The 25129-nt window shown below is 42.8% G+C and carries 21 protein-coding genes; all 21 read right to left on the reverse strand.

Annotation, left to right across the window (positions count from 1 at the left end; genetic code table 11):
- Positions 1 to 37: 37 nt before the first annotated feature.
- The 21 genes from ACFWMP_RS27710 to glmM all read right to left on the reverse strand — a co-directional run bounded on the left by ACFWMP_RS27710 (position 38) and on the right by glmM (position 25090).
- Entirely contained in the window at positions 38 to 3571 is a 3534-nt protein-coding gene (locus ACFWMP_RS27710; protein WP_379425441.1) for an alpha-amylase family glycosyl hydrolase, read from the reverse strand.
- 483 nt (positions 3572 to 4054) lie between these two features.
- On the reverse strand, positions 4055 to 4483 hold the full coding sequence (locus tag ACFWMP_RS27715; protein ID WP_379425443.1) for an SRPBCC family protein: 429 nt from the start codon (positions 4481 to 4483) through the stop codon (positions 4055 to 4057).
- Between the two features lie 69 nt (positions 4484 to 4552).
- A complete protein-coding gene (locus ACFWMP_RS27720; RefSeq protein WP_379425445.1) occupies positions 4553 to 4957 on the reverse strand; it encodes a GNAT family N-acetyltransferase in 405 nt (134 codons plus the stop codon).
- A gap of 373 nt (positions 4958 to 5330) precedes the next feature.
- Entirely contained in the window at positions 5331 to 5681 is a 351-nt protein-coding gene (locus tag ACFWMP_RS27725; RefSeq protein WP_379425447.1) for a DUF6678 family protein, read from the reverse strand.
- 331 nt (positions 5682 to 6012) lie between these two features.
- Positions 6013 to 6855, reverse strand: a complete 843-nt coding sequence (yidC, locus tag ACFWMP_RS27730; RefSeq protein WP_379425449.1) for a membrane protein insertase YidC — start codon at positions 6853 to 6855, stop codon at positions 6013 to 6015.
- Positions 6856 to 6886: 31 nt separating this feature from the next.
- Positions 6887 to 7075: a hypothetical protein gene (locus tag ACFWMP_RS27735; protein ID WP_379425451.1), complete on the reverse strand. Its 189-nt coding sequence runs from the start codon at positions 7073 to 7075 to the stop codon at positions 6887 to 6889.
- Positions 7076 to 7454: 379 nt separating this feature from the next.
- Positions 7455 to 7943: a DUF2199 domain-containing protein gene (locus ACFWMP_RS27740; RefSeq protein ID WP_379425453.1), complete on the reverse strand. Its 489-nt coding sequence runs from the start codon at positions 7941 to 7943 to the stop codon at positions 7455 to 7457.
- 213 nt (positions 7944 to 8156) lie between these two features.
- On the reverse strand, positions 8157 to 8825 hold the full coding sequence (locus ACFWMP_RS27745; protein WP_042192038.1) for a Type 1 glutamine amidotransferase-like domain-containing protein: 669 nt from the start codon (positions 8823 to 8825) through the stop codon (positions 8157 to 8159).
- A gap of 106 nt (positions 8826 to 8931) precedes the next feature.
- Positions 8932 to 9432, reverse strand: a complete 501-nt coding sequence (locus tag ACFWMP_RS27750) for a cysteine hydrolase family protein (RefSeq protein WP_042192040.1) — start codon at positions 9430 to 9432, stop codon at positions 8932 to 8934.
- A 100-nt stretch (positions 9433 to 9532) separates the two neighbouring features.
- Positions 9533 to 10438, reverse strand: a complete 906-nt coding sequence (locus ACFWMP_RS27755; protein ID WP_379425456.1) for an NAD(P)/FAD-dependent oxidoreductase — start codon at positions 10436 to 10438, stop codon at positions 9533 to 9535.
- Between the two features lie 260 nt (positions 10439 to 10698).
- Positions 10699 to 11532 (reverse strand): aldo/keto reductase, encoded by an 834-nt coding sequence (locus ACFWMP_RS27760; protein ID WP_042192046.1) that lies wholly within the window; start codon positions 11530 to 11532, stop codon positions 10699 to 10701.
- A gap of 300 nt (positions 11533 to 11832) precedes the next feature.
- Positions 11833 to 12798, reverse strand: a complete 966-nt coding sequence (locus tag ACFWMP_RS27765; RefSeq protein ID WP_379425458.1) for a glycoside hydrolase family 43 protein — start codon at positions 12796 to 12798, stop codon at positions 11833 to 11835.
- 289 nt (positions 12799 to 13087) lie between these two features.
- On the reverse strand, positions 13088 to 13942 hold the full coding sequence (locus ACFWMP_RS27770; protein WP_042192048.1) for a carbohydrate ABC transporter permease: 855 nt from the start codon (positions 13940 to 13942) through the stop codon (positions 13088 to 13090).
- Entirely contained in the window at positions 13932 to 14918 is a 987-nt protein-coding gene (locus tag ACFWMP_RS27775) for a carbohydrate ABC transporter permease (protein ID WP_042192055.1), read from the reverse strand. Before ACFWMP_RS27775 ends, ACFWMP_RS27770 begins: the two co-directional genes overlap by 11 nt.
- 62 nt (positions 14919 to 14980) lie before the next feature.
- Positions 14981 to 16393: an ABC transporter substrate-binding protein gene (locus ACFWMP_RS27780; protein ID WP_339243591.1), complete on the reverse strand. Its 1413-nt coding sequence runs from the start codon at positions 16391 to 16393 to the stop codon at positions 14981 to 14983.
- Positions 16394 to 16595: 202 nt separating this feature from the next.
- Positions 16596 to 17852, reverse strand: a complete 1257-nt coding sequence (locus tag ACFWMP_RS27785; protein WP_234541137.1) for an extracellular solute-binding protein — start codon at positions 17850 to 17852, stop codon at positions 16596 to 16598.
- Between the two features lie 66 nt (positions 17853 to 17918).
- Positions 17919 to 18722, reverse strand: a complete 804-nt coding sequence (locus ACFWMP_RS27790) for a response regulator transcription factor (protein WP_042192060.1) — start codon at positions 18720 to 18722, stop codon at positions 17919 to 17921.
- A complete protein-coding gene (locus ACFWMP_RS27795; protein ID WP_379425463.1) occupies positions 18719 to 20488 on the reverse strand; it encodes a sensor histidine kinase in 1770 nt (589 codons plus the stop codon). Before ACFWMP_RS27795 ends, ACFWMP_RS27790 begins: the two co-directional genes overlap by 4 nt.
- 277 nt (positions 20489 to 20765) lie before the next feature.
- A complete protein-coding gene (locus tag ACFWMP_RS27800; RefSeq protein WP_379425464.1) occupies positions 20766 to 21137 on the reverse strand; it encodes an iron chaperone in 372 nt (123 codons plus the stop codon).
- 140 nt (positions 21138 to 21277) lie between these two features.
- Positions 21278 to 23110, reverse strand: coding sequence for a glutamine--fructose-6-phosphate transaminase (isomerizing) (gene glmS / locus ACFWMP_RS27805; RefSeq protein WP_042192067.1), 1833 nt, complete (start codon positions 23108 to 23110; stop codon positions 21278 to 21280).
- Positions 23111 to 23749: 639 nt separating this feature from the next.
- The gene (gene glmM, locus ACFWMP_RS27810) at positions 23750 to 25090 is read right to left on the reverse strand and encodes a phosphoglucosamine mutase (protein WP_042192071.1); all 1341 of its coding nucleotides are present in this window, start codon (positions 25088 to 25090) and stop codon (positions 23750 to 23752) included.
- Positions 25091 to 25129: the final 39 nt, after the last annotated feature.

Consider the following 25129-nt stretch of genomic DNA (forward strand, 5'->3'; position numbering starts at 1 on the left):
GAGGTTGCTTCTTCTCTTTTTACTAAAAGACTTTATACTACTTCAGATAGGTTCCGGTTACTCCAATTCCACCGCTACCGTTCAATACATACACTCTAGCGTTTCCTTTTCCAGAGCATACCAGAGTGATTGTACCGTTAGTAACATTTTTGGTATCGCCAGTCACCGCATCCACGTAAGTTCCGTTCGGAATTCCGGTAAATGTCGCATTTCCTGAGATCGTAACTAACGCAAAGCTATCGATGCCTTTCGCGCTATCGGTATATCTTCTTTTAAATGCCAAATCACCGGATACATTTTCTGTGGAATACTGGCCTTTTTGCAAGGCTGGAACTGCTCTTCTGATTAAATTGAGTTGTCTAATATGTTTTGCCAAAGGATAGTTTAATGAATCGGCAAGTGTGCCAGTAGCATTTGTATACTTACCGTAGTCCTGAACAGTAACGCTACCCTCAATTTGATCTCCAAAGTAAGCACGCCCTGTGGAGCTAAGTGGTGCATTCGGGCCTACATCGATGACTGATCCTTTTTTAAACTCAATTTCAGAACCATAATAGATCGCAGGTATTCCCCGGAAGGTGAACATCAGCGAGAGATTCTCAGCCCAAGTGCTTTGTGTCCCTGCAAATCGTTGATTCTCTGGTGCTTGGTCAGGTGCATAGTCATGAGAGTCAACATAAGTTACATTCCAAGTAGCATCGTTATAATATTGATCACCGCTCTTCATACTGAATGCTTCCTGTGCAGTCTTGAATGCCCAATGCATCGGGAAATCAATAACATCCATACCCGATTTCATCGAATAGTCAGGTGCGTGATAATTATTGCCTATTAAAAAAGCATTGTTCGAGGTTGGCTGCCCTGCTGTAGTAGAGTTATCTGCCCACTCTTGTTCCACAGACAACTTGTTGGAAGCGTAGTCATTTTGTCCATCACCCGGATAGGCTTTCGAGCTTTTCCATGTATAGAATGGAGTCGATATTGCCGGAATTCCACTGTTCCATACATCTCTATACCGAGTAGCCACTTCACCGAAGACAAAGAAGTTTGAGCCCCCTCTTGTTTTCCAAGCAGGAACAAAATATTTGTTAAAAATATACCGACTCACATGCTTCACAGTATCGACCCGGAAAGCATCAACACCCATATCAATATACTGATTATAGCTGTCAATTAGATACTGATTCACTACAGGATTTTCCGTGTTCAAGTCCACGGCGTCTCCTGCAATCTGTCCTGTCTGTACGGTGTAAGATTCCCAGGAAAGACTTTTTTCGGTATGGTACATGTTATTGTTGGTTTCCGCATTTTTCATGATTGCGAGTCTGGCCTGATATTGCTGATCAGGGGTCATCGTATCATAGTTAGCTGGCAGTTTGTCCGTAATTTTAATCATGTTATTTACGGTGTCCGCTGCAGTCGGATCTTTTTTGAACATAGGCAACAGATTCTCTTCCCCAAAATTACCAGTATGATTCACAACAACATCCTGAATAACCTTTATCCCTTTGGCATGAGCTGCATTAATCAATTCCTGATAAGAGGCTCCCGCTGATTCATACCTTGGATCTACTTTGGAAAAATTAATCGCATGGTAGCCATGATAATCATACCCGCTGGCATTCTGCACCACTGGCGTAATCCAAATAGCGCTGAATCCGAGCGCTTTGATGTAATCGAGCTTTTGAATCAGTCCCTTAAAGTCACCTCTCCAAGCTGGGTCTGAATCCGGATTTCCTGCTTTAGCATCCTCCCATGAATGTACATTGTTACTCGGATCACCATCATAGAATCGTGAAGTAATTACGAAATAAATGGTGTCTTCGCGGAAATCGCCTTTATTTCCAATCGTATAGACAAAGCTCTGTTTCGTTTCATTTCCGGCACCATCAACCACCAGGAATTTCAGTGTCGTCGTCTTATTAATAAGAATGGACGGTCCAGCCAGAGCAGTTAAAGCATTGCCCGAGATATAGAGATTTGAACTGGTAGTTGGTTCCGTCCCATTATCTGTGTAATATGCGGTGGTCGTTGCTGCTTTGTTATCTTTTATATTAAAAGAGACGGTGACCGCAGAGCTTGAATTCCCAACAGGTAAATTCGCGGTTATCGTTGGGGCTTGCAGGTCGAGATTTAGGTCAATGACATAAGCAAAAGTGCCTACACTGCCTGCTTGACCTAAGGAGTTAACACCAAAAGCCTTGATAGTCGTAGTAGAGACTACTTGGATTGGATTCGTGTACAAGGTAGAAGATGTCGTAGGTGTCGACCCGTCTGTCGTATAGTAGATTTTATCGCTGCTATTGAGACTGGAAAGCTTCACGGTTTGAGCAGAATCATATGTCTTAGGCGTAGGTGAGACTGAAATCACAGGGATCTTCGGAATTTCTGGATTAGCGTCATACCACACATTATCTGCGGAATACCAGCCCTCTTTTACACTGCGGGACAAATCGGCCGTCTGTTTGCCGTTTCCATCATTAAAGATAAGGCTTGTGCCGGTGGCGTTGGCAATAGTATAGCTGTACCAGTCGCTTCCGTCCGATTTCATCAGAATTCCTGGCCAAGCTCCGCTTGTTGGAACCGTTGTCGGACTCAGATTCCAGTAATGGATTCGGATCGTTGAGCTCCAGTTTGCTGGTTTCTTAAAATGAACCGTTAAGCCAGCCGAAGTTGGCGTTGGTATTGGTGTTACGGTTGGTATTGGTGTAGGAGTCACTGTTGGTGTTGGCGTTACGGTTGGTGTTTGTGTAGGCGTCACTGTTGGCGTTGGTGTTACGGTTGGTGTTGGCGTAGGAGTCACTGTTGGCGTTGGCGTTGGCGTTGGTGTTGCGGTAGGCGTTGGCGTTGCTGTGGCTGAAAGAGTTAGATAGTCGATATTGATATTCCCAGTATCATCCGAGTCATATTTGTAAGCGATCGTATTATTTCCTGCCTGTAATAAGAGCGTTTCTGTTTGGTCACTCCATGTATCCCAGTTTGCCAAATTCGCTAAAGTGGACTGCTTTACCTTTGCTCCATTCACATAAATGGAAACTTGCTTGGCACTGCCAGTCGCATTGGCATAGCGAAGCGTGGCATTATAGGCGCCTGCAGCGGAAGATTGAACATTGAAGGTGGTAGTTGCTCCTGTGGTAGTGTACCCATCAACAAAACCAGTACCGGTATAACCGCTGTGATTCGTATTTATTTTTGCGCCACCTGACAAGGCTGCGCTCTCAGCTTCATACTTCCCAGCAACCGGAATAACTACCGTCCAGTTCTTCCCTCCGTTGCTGTCCCAGCTATCCGTCGGGGCTGTGATGTGATAACAATAAATGAGTGTTGCGCCCTCCTGCACATTGAGGTTGGCCGTAAACGTGGTCCCACTTTTAGACATGACTGTGTCCGTAGTATTCGTCCAATTATTCGTAGTCCAATGCAGTGTCACAGAAGATGCTGTGGTGTTCGTATAGGAGACTGTATAATCAGTGTTGCTGGCTGAAGCCCCGCCCGATAAACCGAATAAACTAAAGATTAACGAAAAAATGATCAACCAAGAAACAAACCGCCTAGATTGTTTTCGTACCAATTAAATAACCTCCTCATTAATTTTAAGTGCAAATTACGTTGTGCAAACGTTTGCAAAAATGAGAAAAAAAGAAACAATCTAACTTATCCAATCTCCTCCTTCTTAGAAAATATGGAAAAACCTCATTGTATGCGTTTACAAATAGAACTATTGAGAAATCCTCAGGTTACAGATAGCTCCATATCTAATGAATTTTCCCTGTTTATGATTATAGGCTCCAACCTTTTCCGGGTCAATGCATCTTTTAGGCTAAAAACATAAAAATTTAAGAGTTTAAATACAAAGTTCAATCGTTTTCATTCATCAGTTGTTCAAGGCATATTAAAATCTTAAACTACCGCTATTTATAGAACTATAGTTTTCCATTTGTTGAACGAATGATTATCAAGACTTAGGTGACAACTTCTTCGTACTTACCCATTACTTTCGAAATCAGTTCTCGAGATCATGTACTTTAGTCACCCATCCGTGTTTTCAATGGTTCTAAAACTTCCGTTTATGATACGGAAGACCCTCGCCTTCTTCGCAATACTGTTTAAGACTGTACAAAAAAATAGCCCAGTTATAATTACATACGCGATAAAATGAGGTCACTTCCTCCCAATTCATCTGACGAAAAATGATTGAAGTCTTCCCGTTTTTTTCCCTCATATCAAAAGAAATTGTCGTACCTATCCATTCTGGATCTGAATCAACACACTGCCACAAAATCTTTTTATCGGGAACAAGCTCATCAACTCGCATCTTTGTTAAACCTTTGCCGCCGAATCGAAACTCATTTATACAACCGATCTGATCATTGACTATTAGTTCATTTGTCCATATTTCTGAAAGTCCTTTTGCAGTGGTTAATGCTTCATATACCTTTGAATCTGGAACATTCACGGTCTGCAAGTGCTCGATATTTGCCATATTGCTCATCCCCTTTTTTATAAGGAATTAATTTATGTAATTATTTGTATACGAAAATTATACCATCAATCATATCAACTCTGAGATAAACATTGGTGTAGCTCCATCCTCTGTATTAAAGCCAAATTTATTATAGAAATCCACTGCATGAGGATAAGAAATTAATACTTTTGTTTTACACCCTTTATATCTATCAAGCATTATATTCATCATTTCCTTACCTATACCGATACTCTGATAACTCGGATTAATAAGCATATAATGAAAATATACCGTTAAAACACCATCTGACAAAGCATTTATTAAACCGACAAGCTTTCCTCCTTCCCAAGCGGTAACAATTGAATGAGATCCTCCGATTGCTTGTAAAAGCTCGTTTGGGTACTTGCCAGACTTCCATTCTACTGAAAGAAATAACTCTTGGAGTGCATCCTTAGTGATATCCTCTTTGCTTGAAGCGTAATAAATACTCACCCCTGTACCTTCCTTTCATAAAACTAACTACGGCACAACCTCTGTTTTAAACTCCCATATTTCGATGATTTTGCAATCCTTACGAAGCCATAAAATAATACCGACAAAGCAATTTCGGATTTATCAAAGTGAATAATCACTTTATTTACCTCAATATACTCTTAAAAATATGTATAGAAAATGGATTAACTGAAGTGGAATTTGTATTTATTTACATTAGAGAATTCAGGAGAATACTTCTTTTACCTAAGCATACTAATCCTAAGAGGTTTATAGCGTTAACCTGCCCGTTAGTTGAATAAAGGCAGCTGATCGCGTTGACTGACGGCTACCTAATCGTATTTTAGCTAACGCTACCCGTTGGCGTAATTACTCAAATATAATCAATGAATTCATTAGTTTTTTTATAACCATAAATTATGATCGAGTCGGTAGTTACTTCACCTGGAACATGTATTTTTTTTAGGATTTGAATTAAATCAGTTTTTATCAAGTCATCTTCAGCATGAATTTCTAACCACTCAATAAATTTGTAGCCACCATCTGAAAAATGGTAATACCAATCTCCATCCCAAAGGCTGATATAGCCAGTATCAATGTCTTTAGTCCTCCATTTGGTTGGAAGAGCATAGTTGAACATTGCTTGTCTTATTTCTTCCCATTTTGTGTTGTTCATTAAAGGGTTTAGTTCATTTGAATCCATATATTCACTTTTTTCTCCCATCAGTACTGCAAGTGTTTATTCCAGCTTATCATTTTCTCTTGTACAAAACTGCCCGTCAGCAGAACAAAGCTGCCGATTCAAGTCGGCAGCTTCGTTCTGGTGTTATTGAGCTATAGTTTCCCATTAGCTTAATCGTTATTTATGATACGGTTCTCCGCGCTGTCTGTAACGGTAAGTTTTAGGGTCATCCTTTTGTGGGATGGCCCTTTCATTTTTCTCATTATGTTGAACTATGTTCCCCGTTAACGAGCCGCCAACATAAAAAACAGAGCATCTGAGGTCGCGCCTCAGATGCCTTGTATTTAGTATTGTTTTATGACCTGGTTCAATTTTATAAATCTTCTACACCGGTGGGTAAGTTTTTACTCGCTACATTTGGCTTCGTGTACATTTTATTGAGTATGATCGTTTGCACGATAATGAATATACCGCCAACTGCCCAATATAATGGTAACGCGGCGGGCATCTGAAAAGAAAATACACCCATCATGATCGGTGACAACAATCCGATGAAAGCCATTTGGTTATTTTGATTTTGCTGATACTGCGCTGAAACGGATTGAGACACGCGGAACTGAACGTAATACACCACAGCGGCAATAAGCGGCAAAATCATATCTGTTTTCCCCAAGCTAAACCACAGAAAATCGTCCGCTGCAATCTCTCGGGTACGACGAATGGCGTAGTAAAATGCAAGGGTGATCGGCCACTGGAGAAGCATCGGTAAACACCCCATATTTAAGGGATTAAATTGATGCTTCTGGTAGAGCTGCATCATCTCGACTTGCTGTTGTTTTTTTGCATCCGCACTGACGTCGTTCTTATACTTCTCCTTAAGTGCAGTTAACTCCGGCTGGAGGACGGCCATCTTTTCTTTCATGTCCATTTGTTTCTTGGTTTGATTCATCATGAGCGGCATGATCGCGAGTCTGATGATGAAAGTCATCAGCACGATCGATAATCCGTAGTTTCCGTGAAATGCATTCGCGAAGAATTTGATCAAGATCGAAAATGGATAAATAAAAAAGTGGTTAAATATCCCTGCTGAATCGGCATTAATCGAGTTTGATTGGGATGCTGTCGAACACCCGCTGAGCACAATGATCGGAATAACTCCAATCATCATGACGAGAATGGGCTTAGCCCATTTTTGAAGCAACAAAATCTTTTTCATCGTTGTCCTCCCTAATTGAAAGTATGGAATATCAATGTGGGGAAGGACTATGGTCTTCTTCATTAGGTGCTTCTCTTCGTCTGGCGGTACGTACTATCCACCGCTGAATGCTGCTCGGTTGTGACAGTCTGACAGCTACAAACCAAGTTAAACCGGCTGGAGCAATTTCATAACCCCAGTGTATCTCTTGTGTAGAAAAATAGGTGAATGGAATTGACACTAAGGAATAGATGAGAGCGATCGAGAACGCCAATTGAACCAAGTCATAAAAATGCTCCAGCCAAGTTCACCTCTGCATGAGCCATATTGGAAAAATTTGAATAATGATTATACGTTAGAGAAAACTGTGTGGTTTCACTAACCTGCCCGTTAGTTGAACAAATAAAAAATGGCTGCCGAAGCAACCGCTATCCCACTAATGTGCCCCGCTTGCTTAATCGACATTACGCACCAGTCCGATAGACTTAGCCTTGCAGGGTTATCTGCTGATTACGCCTCACCGAAAAACCCTTAGCAGACCAAGGAGAGCAGCGACGCGGCGTAGATACGATTTTATAAGATGTCGGCAGCTTTTTCGACTATACTTTCAAATCCTTCTCTTACAGACTATGATTTATTAAATGAGCAATTTCTTTAACTCTCTCCATTGTAATTCCTTCTCTTTGTTCAACTGCAAGTGGATGATTCGTTTGTTCTAATTCTATTAACGGAACAGCACCAACTTCTTGTGTATGTACCATTGTCTTTAACGATAATGTAGTTATTGGATATATTGAAAGTTCAGTCGATAACCAACCAAAATAAGGTTTTTCAGTTTCCCTTCCTTCTACGTGCAATAATTCATTAGATTTCAAAAAGTTTTCTTCGCTAAGAGAAACCCAAACACTCCATATAAATTTCTCTTTACTATCAATTATTGGTATTTCAATATGTCCTCTAATAAAGAAATGCTGTTCATCAATTACACAAAAATCTCTAATTAATTCTGTTCTTTTCTCTTCTGGTACAGTGTAAAAATAATATGGCGCTTCACTTCCGTAACATAAAGGAAGTTCACTTAATTCGTTGTTACAGTGAGGGCATTTCATGTTTTCTGCTCCTTATAGTTTCTTGGTGATTTCTTATAACGTCTTATTCGCGAAATTACTGAGTTATCCTGCCCGTTAGTTCAATAAAATGAACAGCTAGCATCTGCCGGACATAGAAAGACCGCCATTGAAGGCGGTCTAAAATTTATCATTTCTGCCCAACAATAAGTCCTGGAGATATTAATAACCTAAGATGATTCGCTGTAAGCCTAATTAGAGCGTCTCAACCAATTTCTGAATCTTTGAGTGGGAAATTAAATATACAGGACCCATTATTTCTATTTTGCCGTCCTTTACACGCATTGCACTCTCCTGTTCTGCCGCATAAACATCAATCTCTTCAGACAAGGGGAACAGGTAACCTTGAACAAACGTAGCGTAGTCGCGTTTAGAATGAGATTCATAGGCAAAATGATCAAAGCCAATACCATCATAAATAGTACTTGTTTCAACTTCATTGCCAGTGTTTTTCAAGCATAACCATTTTGCAGCCATGTTTATCGCACCGGCGCTGGCACCCATTATAACGGCATTGCTGTTCTTAATAACATTTGATAATTCATAATCCGCCAAAAAATCGTTTTGCAAAACAGGATCTCCACCGCATAAAAAAATGACAGAAGCGTTGTGAATTAATCGCTGGGCCTCTTCCTTCTGCATGCGATAATCAATGAAATGATATTCATCAAAAATAATGTCAGCCTGATTTAACCATGTACATTCAGAAACATCATCAATGTTAATTTGCTCCCCTGTATAACCAGACGGTTCAGCGCTAATCATAACAAGCGATTTTCTGTCTTGTATATCCTCATGCAAACAATGGACCAGCTTCTCTGGAAAAAAATTATTAAACCAACTGAGATAGTAGTGAGTACTCAAACTTAATTACCTCCATATGTATTTTCCACGATAATAAAATGAAGTTACATATTAGTTATCTAATACGTAACTCCAATTATAAACAATAGCTTCTATTAGTAGAATCTTAAGCAATGGTCTCCATTAAAAATTCGATCACCGGGTAAGAGATCATATGCCGATCACGGTAAATCGAGGTAATAGCATCTGGCCGTGTGCTAAGGATTGCCTTCTGTAAAAGGGCTGCTTGAAAGCCTCTTTCTTGTGCACCGTTAATAGTAAAGGTTACACAATGTTCTGCGGCGAAGCCCGCAACGATGATGAATTCAACACCATGTTCACGTAGAAGTTGTTCCAAATCCGTCTTCCAGAAAGCATTAGAGAATTCTTTCGCCATCTGGATATCCGTGGGTGCTACTGTAATTTCCGGTATACTATTTCTTGCTTCTGGATCCGTATCCGCATTCGCCCCTTCCATGTCTTGTATATGGATGACGATTTGGTCCTTCGCACGAAGTAACCCAGACACATGATTAATGTATTCACAAGCCTCACTTACATTTAATTTCTCCATATGATCGTGTAAGAAAAGGTTTTGCATATCAATAATTAGGAATCCAATTTTTATTTTGAACTACCCCTCTCAGAACATATATAGTTTCTATATTAATCTGGATGTAGATTCAGCTCAAGGGAATAAATGAATTAGACTATTTTGTACAATAGCATTATATGTTACGCCATTCCTCTTCATTTAGTTCGTTGTTAATGCCGACCCCAGCTAAGGAGCCCATAGAAGCGGCAATAATGGCTTGATGAAGATGTGTTGCTGCATCACCGGCACTATAAACGCCTGGAACGTTCGTTTTACCGAGATTATCAACGATGACTGTTCCTGTTTCTGTGAGCTCACAACCAATGGCTTGTGGCAAATCCGACCCGATCCTAAGCTTCGGTCTAAAAAATATCCCCGTACATACGATGCTAGTACCATCCTTCAACACAACTTGCTGCACCATGCCATTGTCAGATTCGATCGACTGAATCGGTGAGTCATAGACAGGAATGTTATGTTGATTTAGCTCTTCGCGTTGTGCATCCGTTAAGTCATCAGATCCATTAGTACATATGGTAATCTTTTTCGTCCAACCAGATAACACTTGGGCCATATGCGTTGCATCGGCTCCCTTAACAATTACGACAAGAGGCTGATCTCTTAGTTCCCATCCATCACAATAGGGGCAGATAAAGGCGCTTTTACCATATACGTCTGAGAGTCCCTTAATATCCATCGGGAGGTCCTTCATCCCTATGGCGAAGAGCACCTTTTTACTTTGAAAAGTCTGACCCTGAACCGTCGTAATTTGAAAATCGCCATCGGTTCCCCTAATCGATAGGGCGGTATCTTCCGCAAAAGTAACGGATGGATAGGCACTAATCTGCTCCTTCGCAATCCTCCTAAATTCGCCTGGACTTATAGAATCTCTAGTAAGAAAGCCATGCGTTTCTCGAGTAACCCTATTACGTGCGCGTCCTTCATCAATCACAACCACACTTTTTCTTGCCCTACCTAGCACGAGAGCAGCATTTAGACCTGCCGGTCCTCCACCGATAATTACACAATCATGAGTCATACTAATTCTCCCTTTCGCTTTTCAATTTACATTAAAGATATTAGAGACTTGTGTTATCTCTAATTTTTCCTAAAAAAAGAACGGATCTTACTCCGTCATTATAATTGTTGCCAGATCCACTATTTTCTTGTTTCTAGATACTAAGAATAATTCCTTTAAGTATTCCAATTAAAGACTTTGTGAATCTATAATAACTTTAATAAATCTAAAAGGCAAGGATTTTTCTATTTAATCATTGCCCTCTTGGAATTCCAACTAAATTACCGCAAAAGTGTAGTAGCCCATAAAAACAGCTTGTTGTCAGGATTAACAAATCCCTTTTTGTTTTTATCTAATGTCGATATTTGTTTCATTTCCTCATCAGATAAACTAAAATCAAAGATTTCCAGATTCGCCTTTAATCTTGCAGGATTAACCGACTTGGGAATAACCCCAACATTGCGCTCAATGTTCCATCTTAACATAACTTGAGCCGTTGTTTTACCGTGTCTTTCAGCAATGCTTGTTAATATAGGGTTATCGAATAAATTTTTGTTTCCATGTCCAAAAGGACTCCACGCTACATGTTGGATATTCTTATTCACCATATAATTATGCAAGTCAGGCTGCTGTAAAAACGGATTTGTGTGAATTTGATTTACTGCAGGTACTATTGAGCCATGCTTCAATACATCACTCAGGTGCGTTTGTTCAAAGTTAGACACACCAATGGCTCTGATTTTACCCTCTTTGTACAATTCCTCTAATATCAACCAGCTCTCAACATATTTTGGGGATGGCCAATGGATCAAATAAAGATCTATATAATCTGTCCCCAGTTTTTTCAAACTCATTTCAAAAGCCTGTTTCGTTCTTTTACCATGATCTGAATTCCACAGTTTTGTTGTAATAAATATATCCTTTCGATTTACACCTGATTTTTTAATTGTACTTGCAACAAGTTCCTCATTATGATAAAAAGCGGCGGTGTCAATATGCTTATATCCATTTCTCAATGCCCAAATGATTGCATCTTCGTGTTCATTTTTCATTTGGTATACACCCAATCCGACTTTTGGTAACAAAACCCCATTATTTAATAGGTAATTTTCCATAGAATAATCCTCCCTTACACTGTTATTTTATATCAGCAGAGTCAGTCGATTCTGATAGCATTCCAGCAACTTCTTTCTATTCCTTGAATAAGCTCTGGAGTCTCAATTATTTTTCCATGTTGAATGTAGTTCTTCAATAAAACTTAAAACTTATTTATAAAAAAAGCAATCAGAATATTAGAAATTATTTCCTGTAATATGAAGGTGAAAAGACAAATAAGGATGTCTCTGAAGTATTAGCTTCAAGACACCCTTAAGTAGGTCTTCATAAGGAACTCATAGAAAGGTCGAGTCGTTCGGTTAAAGCATTACCGGCCGGATTCTGCCGTCTTCTTCATAATGGAGTTCTGTAAATTTCATACTACGTTTATGGTCCACGCCACCAGAAAGCGATGCGTCATGATAGAATAAATACCATTTCTCGTTAAATTCCACGATAGAATGATGAGTCGTCCAGCCAATAACTGGATTCAGGATCGTTCCTTGAAAAACAAAAGGTCCGCAAGGCTTATCACTCACCGCGTAGACGATCTTATGGGTTGTGCCAGTAGAGTACGAGAGATAGTATTTCCCTTTATACTTGTGCATCCATGGACCCTCGAAGTATCTTCTGTCTTCATCACCCGCAAGGATTGAGTTCCCTTCTTCATCAATAATGGAGATCTCCTGAGGGTCAGATTTGAATGACAGCATGTCTTCACTCAGCTCGCCCACCCAAGGACCGTAAGCCGGTTCCTCTGGGCCCTTTTCTACCGCATCTTGTTGAAAAATACCGTCTTGCCACTTTTCTAATTGTCCGCCCCATAAGCCGCCAAAATACATGTAGGCTCTTTCATCCTCGTCCACGAATACGGCGGGATCAATGCTAAAGCTCCCTTCGATATAGCTTTCTTGAGCCTGGAAAGGACCAGACGGAGAAGTTGACGTAGCCACTCCGATACGGAAAATTCCTTCCTTGTCCCGGGCCGGGAAAAACAAATAATACGTCCCCTGCCGGTACGCGGCATCGGGCGCCCACATTTGTTTCGAAGCCCAAGGCACATCCCGAAGATGAAGCGCCTCTCCATGATCTACACAGGGGGATGTAGGATCTTCCAAGGAAAACACATGATAATCCTCCATCGCATATTGGTCACCATTATCATTTGTAGGTCCATCATGGTCAATATCATGGGATGGGTAAATATACAGCTTGCCCTCAAATACATGAGCGGAGGGATCGGCTGTATAGAGATGGGTAACTAACGGTTCATTTTTTGTTGCCATAATAGAACTCTCCTCCTGATTGAGATTACGCCTGTTGATTAGCCAAGCAGAAATGGATTTTACCGTCCTTATAGGGACGGTTCCGTTTCTGCGAGAAATATCAGAACATGAGTAGACATGTGAAACTTATACTTTCTGATATTTCAAAAAAAGGTACACTAAGGCGCTCCTAAAGTATTTTCAGCTAATGTTCTCACATTTCCATAACTATAATTTAGCTAATCAACAAGCCTAGATTGGAATTGATTGGTTCCACGGCGCTGCCTTATTCGAAGCCAGTTTACCGGGGTTATTCTTTGACACCACCAAGTGCCACGCCCGCGATAATGTATCTGGATAACAAGAAGTAAACTATAAACAACGGTAAAGCCGTCAAAGCCAGACCCATATAGATCGAGCCGAACTCCGTTTTGTAGATATCACCTCGGAGCAAGCTTACCATGATTGGCATAGTATATTTCTCCTTCTGTGTCAGCAATATCAGCGGCATGAACAGGTTGTTCCAGTTAGCCACAAAGGCAAAGATGGCTTGTGTTGCTACTGCCGGCATCATCAGCGGTAAGATAATCCGGTTGAAAGTGAAGAATTCACCAGACCCATCTACACGTGCAGCTTCCACGATCTCTATCGACAGAGTTGCGAGCAAGTATTGACGCATGAAAAATACCACCGCAGGTGCAGCAATTGCTGGTAGAATCAGCGGAAGAAAATTGTTGGTCCAATGTAATTTATACATGAACTGATAGAATCCGATTGCGCTCGCTTGGGAGGGAATCATCATCACGCACATGATGAAGGTAAAAAATGGCCCCCGTAGCTTCCAGCTGTAAGTGACGAGCCCATAGGCCGCCAAGGACGAGAAATAGACTGTGCAGAGGGTTGCAGAACTGGCAATAATAAATGAATTCAGGAACCCTTGAAGCGGATCGAAGCTCTTATCGAGCAACACTCGTAGGTTGCTCATCATGTGGCTCGAAGGAAGCAGAGAAAGTCCGCTTTGAATTTCCGGTGTAGAGCGTGTGGCATTTACAAACATGATCCAAAACGGCAGGATACTGAGCACCGCCAAAGAGATGCAAACAACATAGATAATTGTCTTGTTGATCTTTCGGTTAACGGTTCCGCTTTTCTGATTATTTGCCATGTGTTACACCTCCCTCACGGGCTGCTATAGCAGCTTTTCTATTCTTTTGTTTTTGTATTTTTTTAAGTCTTGACGCATCACGGTCACGCATCACGTAGAACAGTATTCCGGCCAATATTGCCGAAATCAAGAACATAATCATGCTCGCTGCTGCAGCACGATTGTACATATAGCTACCCTTGAATGCTTGCCCGTAGATAAACATGGACGTGGTAAGCGTAGAATCGTCCGGCCCGCCTGCAAGGAATAATTGCGGAATATCGAACATGGTCAAACCACCCACCATCGATGTAATCAGTGTGAACAGCAATATCGTACGCAGACTCGGCAGTGTGATGCGGAAAAAGGTTTGAAACCCGTTGGCCCCGTCAATCGATGCAGACTCGAAGAGAGCAGGATTTATACCCATAACGCCAGCAATCAGGACGATCATGGTGTTGCCGTACCACATCCAGAACTGGATGAACGCGACAATGCCCCGTGCTGTCGTCTTATCCTGCAAGAAGAACACCGGAGCGTCGGTCCATCCCAACATTTGAAACAAACTGTTTACAGGACCCATCGGATAGGCGAATAAAGTGCTGAACAACACGGCAATCGTACTCGCTGTGATGATATTAGGCATATAGAGCAGAACCTTGAACAAGCCTTGTCCCTTTATATTGAGACGCTTATTCGTGAACCATGCCGTTAGCAAGAGCGCGAGAAGCATCTGGGGAACGAAGTTAGTAATCCAGAGCAATCCAGTGTTGATCAAAGACTTCCGGAACGAAGGATTATCAAAGAGAAGATCTTTGAAGTTTTGAAAAGGATTATCAAGGATATGGATCGGTTTTGGTATTATTCCTTTCATATCGGTGAATCCAATGACTGCGGTATATAAAATGGGATACAGTGAGAAAATCAGAAATGCCAGGACAAACGGAAAGGTAAAAATATAACCGTATTTCGAATAGTTCACATTTTTGCGGCGCATGCTCTCACCTCTTTAGTTGATATGAAGGGGCGGGATTACTCCCCCGCCCCTCCGAATCCTTCTTATTCGCTTTCAATGCCAAGTTGGTCTTTGACTTGTTGCTTAAAGGTTTCGATCGCTTTGGCACGGTCCTTGTTGCCCGCGGTGTATTCACGCACTTGATCACGCCAGAGCTTGTTGATTGTTTCGTCGTACTGGGTCAAGTTTTTACCTGAAGCGTTTGCATTGGCCGGTACAAACACGTCGAACATGTTCTGACCACCGAGCAGTGGAACTTCACCGTTTGATTTCGACATGACAACGGAGGAAGCAACGCTGTCCTTCGTACCTTGCTCGCCTTCCTTCATGGTACCGTTAGCCCAGTAATATTGGAGTCCCGTTTCGGAGGTGTCGAGTGTAACCCACTTCACAAAGTCTGCAACAGCCTGTTTCTTGGCATCGTCCTTGGTGACGTCTTTGTTGGCAAGCAGCCAAGTGCCACCCCAGAAGAACCCTGTTGGTGGTTCGGAAACCGCCCAGTCGCCATTCGTGTCTTTTACTTGACCGTTCATCACGTAGTTGATGAGCCAAGCAGGACCGAAGAAACCGAAGATTGGTTGGGCTCCAGAGCCTGACATATCGGCGTACCAAGCTTCCGTCCAATCCGTTGTATCGTTGTGGTAGCCATTGTCTTTTAACTTTTTAGAGAGGTCAAGGAACTCTTCCCGCTTCGGATCGATATGAAGCTTGCCATCAACAATCCAACCCTTATCCGAGCTGTTCTCAATTGGATGCCAGATATCTCCGTCGCCGGAAACGATGCCGTATCCTTTAGCTTTCAGCTTCGCGGCTGCTTCGTAGAATTTATCCCAGCCTGGTCCAATTTCATTTTTAATAGTGGCTGGATCGTCGGTTCCAAAAACATCCTTCGCAATGGAACGGCGATAGATGAATGCACCGCCAGTCGCTTGATAGCCGAGGGCTTTCAATTTGCCGTCTAGGCTACCGATGTCAACCGAGTATTGAGCGATGCCAGCGTCCTTAACCATTTGGTCGTCAAGGCCCAGGTCAGAATAGTTGGCCGAATAGCTGGATGCATCGCCTTGTGTATACTTGAGCACAAATGCTGATTCAGCTGCAAAAATATCCGGGGCATCTTTTCCACCAGCTGCCAGAGCCTGATCAAGAGCAGGCTGATAAGCACCATCAGTGGTTGCAATAACCGTAGTTTTGAACTCAACATTCGCATCCGGATGAGTTTCCATGTACTTCTTGGTCATATTAGGTATCTCATCTGTAAAGCTCCAGAGATTGATAGTGACTTTCTCACCTGTTCCTTTTGATGGAGCTTCGGTAGCGTTTGCTGCTGGTGCAGTCGTTGGGCTTGAGCTAGATGAATTAGAATTAGAATTCGAGTTCCCACCACATGCTGCGAGAGCAGATGACATCACGAGCAATGTAGAGAGCCCCACTAAACTACGTTTCATACTTTTCATATCTTTGCCTCCCCTTTTGTATTATCACTTCGGTTTTATGTAACCGCATTCATAATTATAGATCCTGCAATCCTTAAGCATAAGGACACCCTCTTTAGGAAAACTTCCACTATTTTTAGATTCAGTTCTATAGAGCGCAAAAAAAGAGACGCCAAGGGATCTATCCCTTGGTGTCTCCATACTCTGTTTATATTTCTGATCATTACTTATCCGCTTTTAGCGCATCATCCTGCTTCTTGATGAATTCTTCAGGTGTGACGGCTTCACCGAACAATGCCTGAATCTGATTCATGTGTATGGTAGATGCGACTGGCTTCATTTGTGTATCCAGATAAAGAGTTACTTTATTAGCCTTATTTAACTCGTTTAATAGATCAATGAACATTTGCGGTAGCTTGATGGCCGCAGTATCTACTTTGGTAGCCGGGATTACGCCTGCATTGACAACAGAATGCTCCCCCCACTTTTGAACGAAAAAGCTGACGAATTCTTTGGCCTCCAGAGCATGTTTGGAATTTTTGGAAACGAACAATCCAGTGCCCGGACCACCGACCCAATCATCGACGTTACCTTTGCCGCCTTCAACTGTCGGGAACTTGAAATAACCGATGTTGACTTTAAATTCTTGGGCTATATTTGTTGTGGTCGTGAAATCTGGCAGCTCCCAAGTCCCTGTAACGAACATGGCTGACTTTCCGTTCATGAACTGTACCTTGGCTTCATCATTGGATAATCCGTTGTAGCCTTTGATGAATGTGTTCAGGTTTACCAATTCTTGTACTTGTCTTGCAGCCTCTAGCAAGGAAGGATCTGTGAAGTCCTGATCCGCAACAGCTTTATCCATCAGGTTAGGTCCCCCAATACGATCAGCTAGATACATGTACCAGAAGGAAGCCGGCCAACCGTCCTTGCCTCCAAGAGTAACAGGTGTTATGCCATTGTTGTTCAGTGTTCGAATGATCGCTTTGAGATCATCCAAGGTTTGGGGAGGCTGCAGATTAAATTCTGAAAATATTTCTTTATTATAGTAGACCGGAACTATGTTTAGTTCGACAGGAAGGGCATACGTCTTCCCATCAAAGGAGTACCCCTCCGTCGTACCAGCTACGAATTTTCCTTTCAACTCATCCTGTAAAAGATCGTCCACGGCTGCAAACTTATCTCCCCTAACATAAGGATCCATAAAGCCTGCTGCCCAGGTGAATCCGATGTCCGGTAGATCGTTGGAAGCGGCAAGTACCTTCAGTTTGCTTTTATACTGCTCATTTTCAAGAACTTCTGTCTTGATGGTGATATTCGGATTAGCTTCTTCAAATTCTCTGATGATTTCTTTTACCATTTTGTTTTGCGCGGAGTTATTGCTATCCGGCCATAGATGCATCATTTTTAAAGTGATTTTCTCGCCGTCGCTCTTGCTGCTATTCCCCTTATCCCCATTGCAAGCTGTTGTTATCAACAACAATGTTAAGAAAAGGGTGATGGATAATCCGATCCTCTTCGTAGATATTCCCCCCTTGCCGAGCCGTCATTGGATATTCGCTTCTATACCATTCCTCATGGAAGAACGATACTGCCCTGGACTCATTCTTTCGTATTCCTTGAACAGCTTGTTGAAATATTTAACCGTCTGGTAACCCGTAAGGCTGGCAATTTCCGCTATAGGCAGATTCGTTTTCAACAGTAATTCCTTCGCTTTCTGCAATTTTCTACGGGCGACATACTCGCTGAAATTCATCTGGCATTGCTCCTTGAAAAGAGAACTGAAATAGCTCCCGTTCAGATGAACAAGTCCGGCTACTTCCTGCAGGCTGATCGCCTCTTCTATATGCATTTCCACATAGTCTATCGCCTGACGGACCGGATCGCTTAATGCGGCATCTTCATCTCTTATGGCCATTAATTGTGGATCAGCCATCTTCCGCATGAAGCCGATATGTTCCTGCTCCTCCCCTGCCTTCAGGGCATTCTCCACAGATGCGATTAGCTTTTCCCGACTGGCTGGCTTGAGCAAATATTCAACTACGGACAACTGAATCGCTTGCTGAGCATACTCGAACTCGGCATGACCAGAGATGAGAATAACGGATGGCTGACGCTGTATTTTTTTATCCCTTATTTGACTAACTAAAGAAAGACCACTGATTCCCGGCATGCGGATATCCGATATCATGAGCTCCACCGGTATTTCCTCCAGAATTTCAATAGCCGAGATTCCATTACTTGCCGTAAGGATTTCATAATGACCAGCTGCCCACACCTCTAGTATTTTCTTCATTCCTTCTCTAGATCTCGGTTCATCGTCGACAATAAGAATTGTTCGGCTTCTCATGGCATTTTGTCTCCTCGAACAGGAATTTTGATGTTTATACGGGTGCCTTGACCTTTTTGGCTATCGATGGTCATTGCCGCACCCTGCTCATTCTCTCTCGAAAAAAATAGTTGAAGCCTTCTATGCACATTAGCGATTCCGACACCGGAATCTTTTGAAGAAGATACCTTTCCGCTATCCAGCCCTTCCACAAGAGAGCTCAGCATCTCCTCGTCCATTCCCATCCCGTCATCTTCCACCGTAATGGTGACCCATTCTTCATCTCCAGCAACCGTTAGCTTTATCCATCCCGGTTCAATCTTGCTCTCGACCCCATGCAATACGGCATTCTCTACAAGGGGCTGCAGCAACAGTCGGGGTAACTCCACATTCGAAAATTCAGGAGGAGCCTCAATTTCCCACTCCAAGCGACCTTCAAATCGCATCTTCATAATAAGCAAATATCGCTTTACATGCTCCAGCTCATCCTGTAACTTCACCCATCCCCCTTTACTCGAGCCGGTGATCGTATAACGGAATAAATCAGACATGGCGACAACATACTCTGCCAGTTGATCTTCATCCCTATCCAACAGTGACCAGTACAGAACATCTAGGGTATTGAACAAAAAATGCGGATTAATCTGCGCCTGAAGTGCCTTCAACTCCGTATGACTCCGGGATAACTCCTTCTCATAAACTAACTGGATCAGCTCGTTGATATTATCAACCATTTTGTTATAGGAATAATTCAGTTCCTGAATTTCCATAGTGGACGATACATTCTCGATAGGCTTCAGGATGCCTAGACGGGTACTTCTCATAGCTTTGATCAACCTGAACACAGGCCTGGTAATAAGTATAGACAGGAAAAACGAAAGCAAGGTGAACAGTAAGGTACCCATCAAGGCCGATACGACAATGGTCGTCCGCAAGACCGAAATCCCCTTGGTGATGACGTTAACCGGGGTTAAGATGAGTAGCGTCCATCCTGTCACGGAAGACCGCTGTTTGACAACGATAAAGGACCGTTTGCCGATGGAAACATTCTGATCGTTAGATTCCTCCACCAGCTTTGCTGCTGTCTTTTGTGAAATACTGTCATCGTTAGACGTAATAAACTGCCCATCAGGAGCGAGGAGTAATACTGTTTCTCCGTCCCCTTCCCCGGATAAAGAGTCTTTAAGTGCAAACTTGTCTCGGTCTGAGCGAATGAGTAAATAGCCTCCAGTTGTGAAATGCCGATCAATAAGGCTGATCTGTCGAATCGCCACAAGCGATGTAGGATCGAGCGGATCAATACCGAACCAAACGAGACTACCTTCCTTTCTCGTCGCCATTTCGATCCAATCTTCGGGTACCTTATCTCTAAGGGTGCTGCCGTCGAGAGGATACAGCCTCACTCCGTCTTTATTATAAAGCTCAACAGATTTGATGCCGTCCGTGTAGATTTGGACCAGATTGATAATAGATGGCAGCGCTTGCCGTTCCGTAAAGGTAGCGGGATGACCCTCTATATCGCGTAAAAGAAGTTGCTGGATATAATCGTTAGTCGAGACCAGCGTCGTCAGAGAATTAATCTGTTCGAGAACGCTTTCCAAACGGCCGTTAGCCTGAATCGCGGTTTGCTGAATATGCTTCTCCGCATTATTCTTGAGTAGCGTCGAGACTGAATGGAACGTAATCCCTCCAACGAACGTCAGAATGATGAGCATGACGGCGAGGAAACCGAGCAACATTTGATTTCGCAGCGTATTTAACTTTAACATCGACAGTATCCGCCGCATGCATTCTCTTCCCCTCTTTATCATGTGAACATGAGATGATCGCCCCTATGCGTAAAAAAGTAAGGGCTTTCAACCTTTTCAGTCATTATATTAGCATGTTTGCTAATGATCCGCTAAGAAAGAATTATGGATTCGACAAAAAGAACTAATATTTTCGCCCCCAATACTGACAGACGGGGTCATTAGCTCCATTTCTAGCAACCTTTTATGTAGGAGTGTCTTACTCCTAATTAAAAAAATCCCGATGATGTATTCATCATCGAGGCTAACTAATTTTTTATTTTCGCCAAAAAGTTGAACAATCTGCCTTATCCATAATGTTAAACTCGATCATTTCCTCAAGTAATGAGAAATCAACCGGGCAATCCCACCGGATCCGTAACAACTGCTTGGTGTGATCATAGCCTGCCTGTACAATTGCATCAGAGAAATGATTAATCCCTGCGATTTCAGGCGCAACAGCCATATGTTGTTTGGATACGCTAAAGCCAATAATATAGGTGTCGTGATCAGTGAACATAGGCTGATTCCACGCAATTTTTGGTTTTAAATCTGTGAATTTCTTAGTTACCCAAGCCAACACCTCTTCCATTCGCTCCCGATGCTGTGGGTTATCAATTTGCGCTAAATAGTCTGCAAAAACCTCCATGTCGATCACTCCTAACCTCAGAATCGCCTTTTGTTCAGGCGTAGTTACAAAAAAAAACACCCCGTTAGATAATCATATCCAACGGGGTGATAGGGTGCAACTTTTTATAAACGGTACTATTGTTTGGGAAAGGTTATAACCTACTCCACAGTAACACTCTTCGCCAAGTTACGTGGTTTATCCACATCATGACCCAGCGCAAGAGAAGCATAATAAGACAATAATTGCAGAGGTACTACAGACAACGCTGCTGTCAGCATTGGCAATGTCTTAGGAATAACAAACACTTGATCCACTGATCTAAGCAGGTCAGTCAAATGCTCTTGGTGAGTGATTGCAAGCACGTCTGCGCCGCGAGCTTTCACTTCTTTGATGTTGCTGACGGTCTTCTCAAGCACAGCTTCCTGAGTTGCCAGGGCAATAACCGGAACGCCTTCCTCAATCAGAGCCAACGTACCGTGTTTCAATTCACCTGCAGCATAAGCTTCGGAGTGAATATAAGAAATTTCTTTCAGCTTCAAGGAACCTTCTTGAGCAACAGCGTAATCTACGCCGCGGCCGATGAAGAACAGGTTCTTGTGCTCAGAAATTTGTTCTGCATAACCTTTGATCGCTTCTTTTTGAGCTAGGATCTCTTCCACTTGTTCTGGTAGAGCTTGCATAGCTGCTAGTATCTTAGCCACTTGTGCTTCGGTTTGTGTACCGCGAACTTCAGCCAAGTAAAGAGCAAACAATCCGAAAGCGACCAATTGTGAAGTGTAGGCTTTGGTCGAGGCTACTGCAATTTCTGGACCTGCCAAGGTTACCAACACATCATTCGCTTCGCGAGCAATAGAGCTGCCCACTACGTTTGTGATTGCCAGAACATGTGCACCGTTAGCTTGCGCTTCACGAAGAGCTGCCAATGTATCTGCAGTCTCACCGGATTGGCTGACAACGATAACCAAAGTTTCCGGGGTCACGATTGGTGAACGGTAACGGTATTCCGAAGCAATGTCATTCTCTACTGGAATACGAACCAAAGATTCGATCATAGTACGTCCTACCACACCAGCGTTGTATGCCGTTCCGCAAGCAACAACTTGGATGTTACGGATGTTCTTGATTTGTTCTTCTGTGATGTTCAACTCTGGCAAAACAACCTTGTTGCCTTCAGCATTAATACGACCACGCATAGTGTCGCGGTAAGCCTTAGGCTGCTCGTGGATTTCTTTCAACATGAAATGCTCGTAGCCGCCTTTTTCTGCGGTAACTGCATCCCAATCGACAGTAATCATTTCCCGAGAAATAAAGTTTCCTTCAATCGTCATCAGTTCGACAGCATCTCTTGTCAAGACAGCCATTTCGCCGTCGTTCAAAATATATACGTTACGGGTATATTCAAGCAGTGCAGGAATATCTGACCCGATAAAGTTTTCTCCTTCGCCAAGACCGATGATTAGCGGGCTTGCTTGACGCACAGCCACCAATTTATCTGGTTCATATTCAGTCAGGACGCCTAATGCAAAAGCACCGCGCATGAAGGTAATCGCTTTTTGCACAGCTTTCACGATATCTCCATCATATTCGCGAGCAATCAGGTGTGAAATAACTTCTGTATCTGTTTCGGAGACAAAGTGGCATCCGCCAGCAATCAGCTCTTCTTTCAGATCCAGATAGTTTTCGACAATACCGTTATGAACGACCGAGAACTTCATGCTGTTATCCGTATGTGGATGGGAATTCTCATCGGATGGTTTACCGTGAGTTGCCCAGCGTGTGTGTCCGATACCTGCGCTACCTGCCAGTGGGCTGCCTTCCAGCTTCGACTGCAAATTCGCCAAACGGCCTTGTGCTTTCACTACCTGCAGTCCTTCCCCAGTGAATACAGCAATACCAGCAGAATCATATCCCCGATACTCCAGCTTCTTCAAACCTTCAACCAAGATCCCCTGCGAATTCTGATTACCAATATATCCTACAATACCACACATTATTATTTCCCCCGTCCGAGTTATCGTAATGTGGCGGCATAAGGAAAGAAACGTGCCGTGCGGCATGTTTTTGAGAAAAAGCAAATATTCTGTTGTATTTTTGGATCAACAAAATAAACTGTCACTTACATCTTATGTTCATGAAATGCACAGCCTTCTTCTCTGCCGTGGCAGAATCAACGTGTTTCTTTACGATGCGCGCACACATGAATTTTATATTTCTTATGCACCCATGAAAACGTTGTGTGAAAGGTCGCCCTTCCATTTTCCGTCTCCATTTACGGCTCTGGTGCATCACCGGGAGGTCCCCGCCGAACATTTCGAACACCTCCACCTCGTCAGCTTACGTCTGCCGTGATCCGTTCAAGCCCTTGTCTACATAACCATGTAGCAGCTTTCCCTTCTCCCCCGCGCTCGACCAAGCTCTGGCGCTTGCTATTGCAAACCTCACAATCCCCGCTTTCCTTCTAGAATGACACTTAATCTATTATATGCACCTTACATTACTTTGGCAATGCTGCACCAACCTAAATTTCACAAATCCCTGTTCAGACGATCCATCCAAAAATAATAAACACCGGTGTAATGAGTCCGAATCGCTCTCGCTCTCTACACCGGCTATATAGGTATGGTAATGAATTATACCAATTCGCGTTGAACCACTTCTACAATTTGATTCACATAAAGATCTAGATCTGCCTTATCAGGGCCTTCTGCCATGACACGGATTAAAGACTCCGTACCCGATGGACGTACAAGCACACGGCCATTGTCGCCCAGCTTGCCTTCTACTTCAGCGATAGCTGCTTCGATAGCTTGGTTGTTAGGATAATTGGTCTTATCTTGTACACGAACATTGACTAGTACCTGCGGGTATTTCGTCATCATGCTCTTAACCTCACTAAGTTGCTTACCGGAAGCTTTAAGCGTATCTACCAGCTGGATAGCCGTCAGAATACCATCACCTGTTGTATTATAATCAAGGAAGATAACATGTCCAGACTGTTCTCCACCTAGATTAAAACCACCACGGCGCATTTCTTCCATCACATACCGGTCGCCTACAGCTGTTTTAGCAGTGTTGAGGGATAATTTCTCGGTAGCCTTGTAGAATCCGATATTACTCATAACCGTTGATACAATTGTGCTATCTTTCAGCTTACCAGCACGGTTCATTGCATCCCCACAAATACAGAGAATAAAGTCTCCGTCAACTTCATCGCCTTTATTATCGATCGCAATCAATCGGTCAGCATCTCCGTCAAAAGCAAGTCCCAAATCCGCTCCATGACGTAATACTTCCTCACGCAAAGTCTCTGGATGTGTCGAACCAAATCCAGCATTAATATTCAATCCATCAGGCTCAGCACCAATAGAAATAACCTCAGCGCCCAGCTCTCTGAACAATCTTGGTGCAAGTTCATACGCTGCGCCGTGAGCACAGTCGAGTACAACCTTAATTCCCTTGAAATCTTGAGAAATGGTTGTCTTCAAATACTCCAGATAGAGGTACTTGGCGTCATTATCAACCGTAACCATACCTAAACCAGAGCCGATAGGACGAGGCAATTCATCAACTTCAGCATCCATTAGTTCTTCAATACGCAGCTCAGTTTCATCCGTAAGCTTGAAACCATCTCCGCCAAAGAACTTAATGCCATTATCTTCAACCGGATTATGTGATGCCGAAATCATGACCCCTGCATCTGCCTTTAATAATCTCGTAATATAGGCAACAGCAGGTGTACTCACTACACCTATACGGATTACATCTGCCCCAATAGACAGCAAACCAGCAATAAGAGCCGATTCGAGCAAAGGTCCGGAAATTCGTGTATCCATCCCAATGACAACCTTTGGTTTATGCACGTTACCCGCTAGCACATATCCTCCACAGCGACCAATGCTATAAGCCATTTCTGCAGTTAATTCACGGTTTGCTACTCCCCGCACACCGTCAGTTCCAAAATACTTCCCCATTATTTTTCTCCTTTGAATACGCTACATTAGCTTAATGTT

Origin of the sequence: Paenibacillus sp. NPDC058367 (assembly GCF_042723305.1) — a bacterium.
Classification (GTDB): Bacteria; Bacillota; Bacilli; order Paenibacillales; family Paenibacillaceae; genus Paenibacillus_AQ.

Bases quoted from the DNA above. Each gene is read 5' to 3' on its own strand.
- ACFWMP_RS27715 (WP_379425443.1), bottom strand. From the start codon at position 4,483: ATGGCAAATATCGAGCACTTGCAGACCGTGAATGTTCCAGATTCAAAG.
- ACFWMP_RS27725 (WP_379425447.1), bottom strand. From the start codon at position 5,681: ATGGGAGAAAAAAGTGAATATATGGATTCAAATGAACTAAACCCTTTA.
- yidC (WP_379425449.1), bottom strand. From the start codon at position 6,855: ATGAAAAAGATTTTGTTGCTTCAAAAATGGGCTAAGCCCATTCTCGTC.
- ACFWMP_RS27740 (WP_379425453.1), bottom strand. From the start codon at position 7,943: ATGAAATGCCCTCACTGTAACAACGAATTAAGTGAACTTCCTTTATGT.
- ACFWMP_RS27755 (WP_379425456.1), bottom strand. From the start codon at position 10,438: ATGACTCATGATTGTGTAATTATCGGTGGAGGACCGGCAGGTCTAAAT.
- ACFWMP_RS27760 (WP_042192046.1), bottom strand. From the start codon at position 11,532: ATGGAAAATTACCTATTAAATAATGGGGTTTTGTTACCAAAAGTCGGA.
- ACFWMP_RS27765 (WP_379425458.1), bottom strand. From the start codon at position 12,798: ATGGCAACAAAAAATGAACCGTTAGTTACCCATCTCTATACAGCCGAT.
- ACFWMP_RS27770 (WP_042192048.1), bottom strand. From the start codon at position 13,942: ATGGCAAATAATCAGAAAAGCGGAACCGTTAACCGAAAGATCAACAAG.
- ACFWMP_RS27775 (WP_042192055.1), bottom strand. From the start codon at position 14,918: ATGCGCCGCAAAAATGTGAACTATTCGAAATACGGTTATATTTTTACC.
- ACFWMP_RS27780 (WP_339243591.1), bottom strand. From the start codon at position 16,393: ATGAAAAGTATGAAACGTAGTTTAGTGGGGCTCTCTACATTGCTCGTG.
- ACFWMP_RS27790 (WP_042192060.1), bottom strand. From the start codon at position 18,722: ATGAGAAGCCGAACAATTCTTATTGTCGACGATGAACCGAGATCTAGA.
- ACFWMP_RS27795 (WP_379425463.1), bottom strand. From the start codon at position 20,488: ATGCGGCGGATACTGTCGATGTTAAAGTTAAATACGCTGCGAAATCAA.
- ACFWMP_RS27800 (WP_379425464.1), bottom strand. From the start codon at position 21,137: ATGGAGGTTTTTGCAGACTATTTAGCGCAAATTGATAACCCACAGCAT.
- glmS (WP_042192067.1), bottom strand. From the start codon at position 23,110: ATGTGTGGTATTGTAGGATATATTGGTAATCAGAATTCGCAGGGGATC.
- glmM (WP_042192071.1), bottom strand. From the start codon at position 25,090: ATGGGGAAGTATTTTGGAACTGACGGTGTGCGGGGAGTAGCAAACCGT.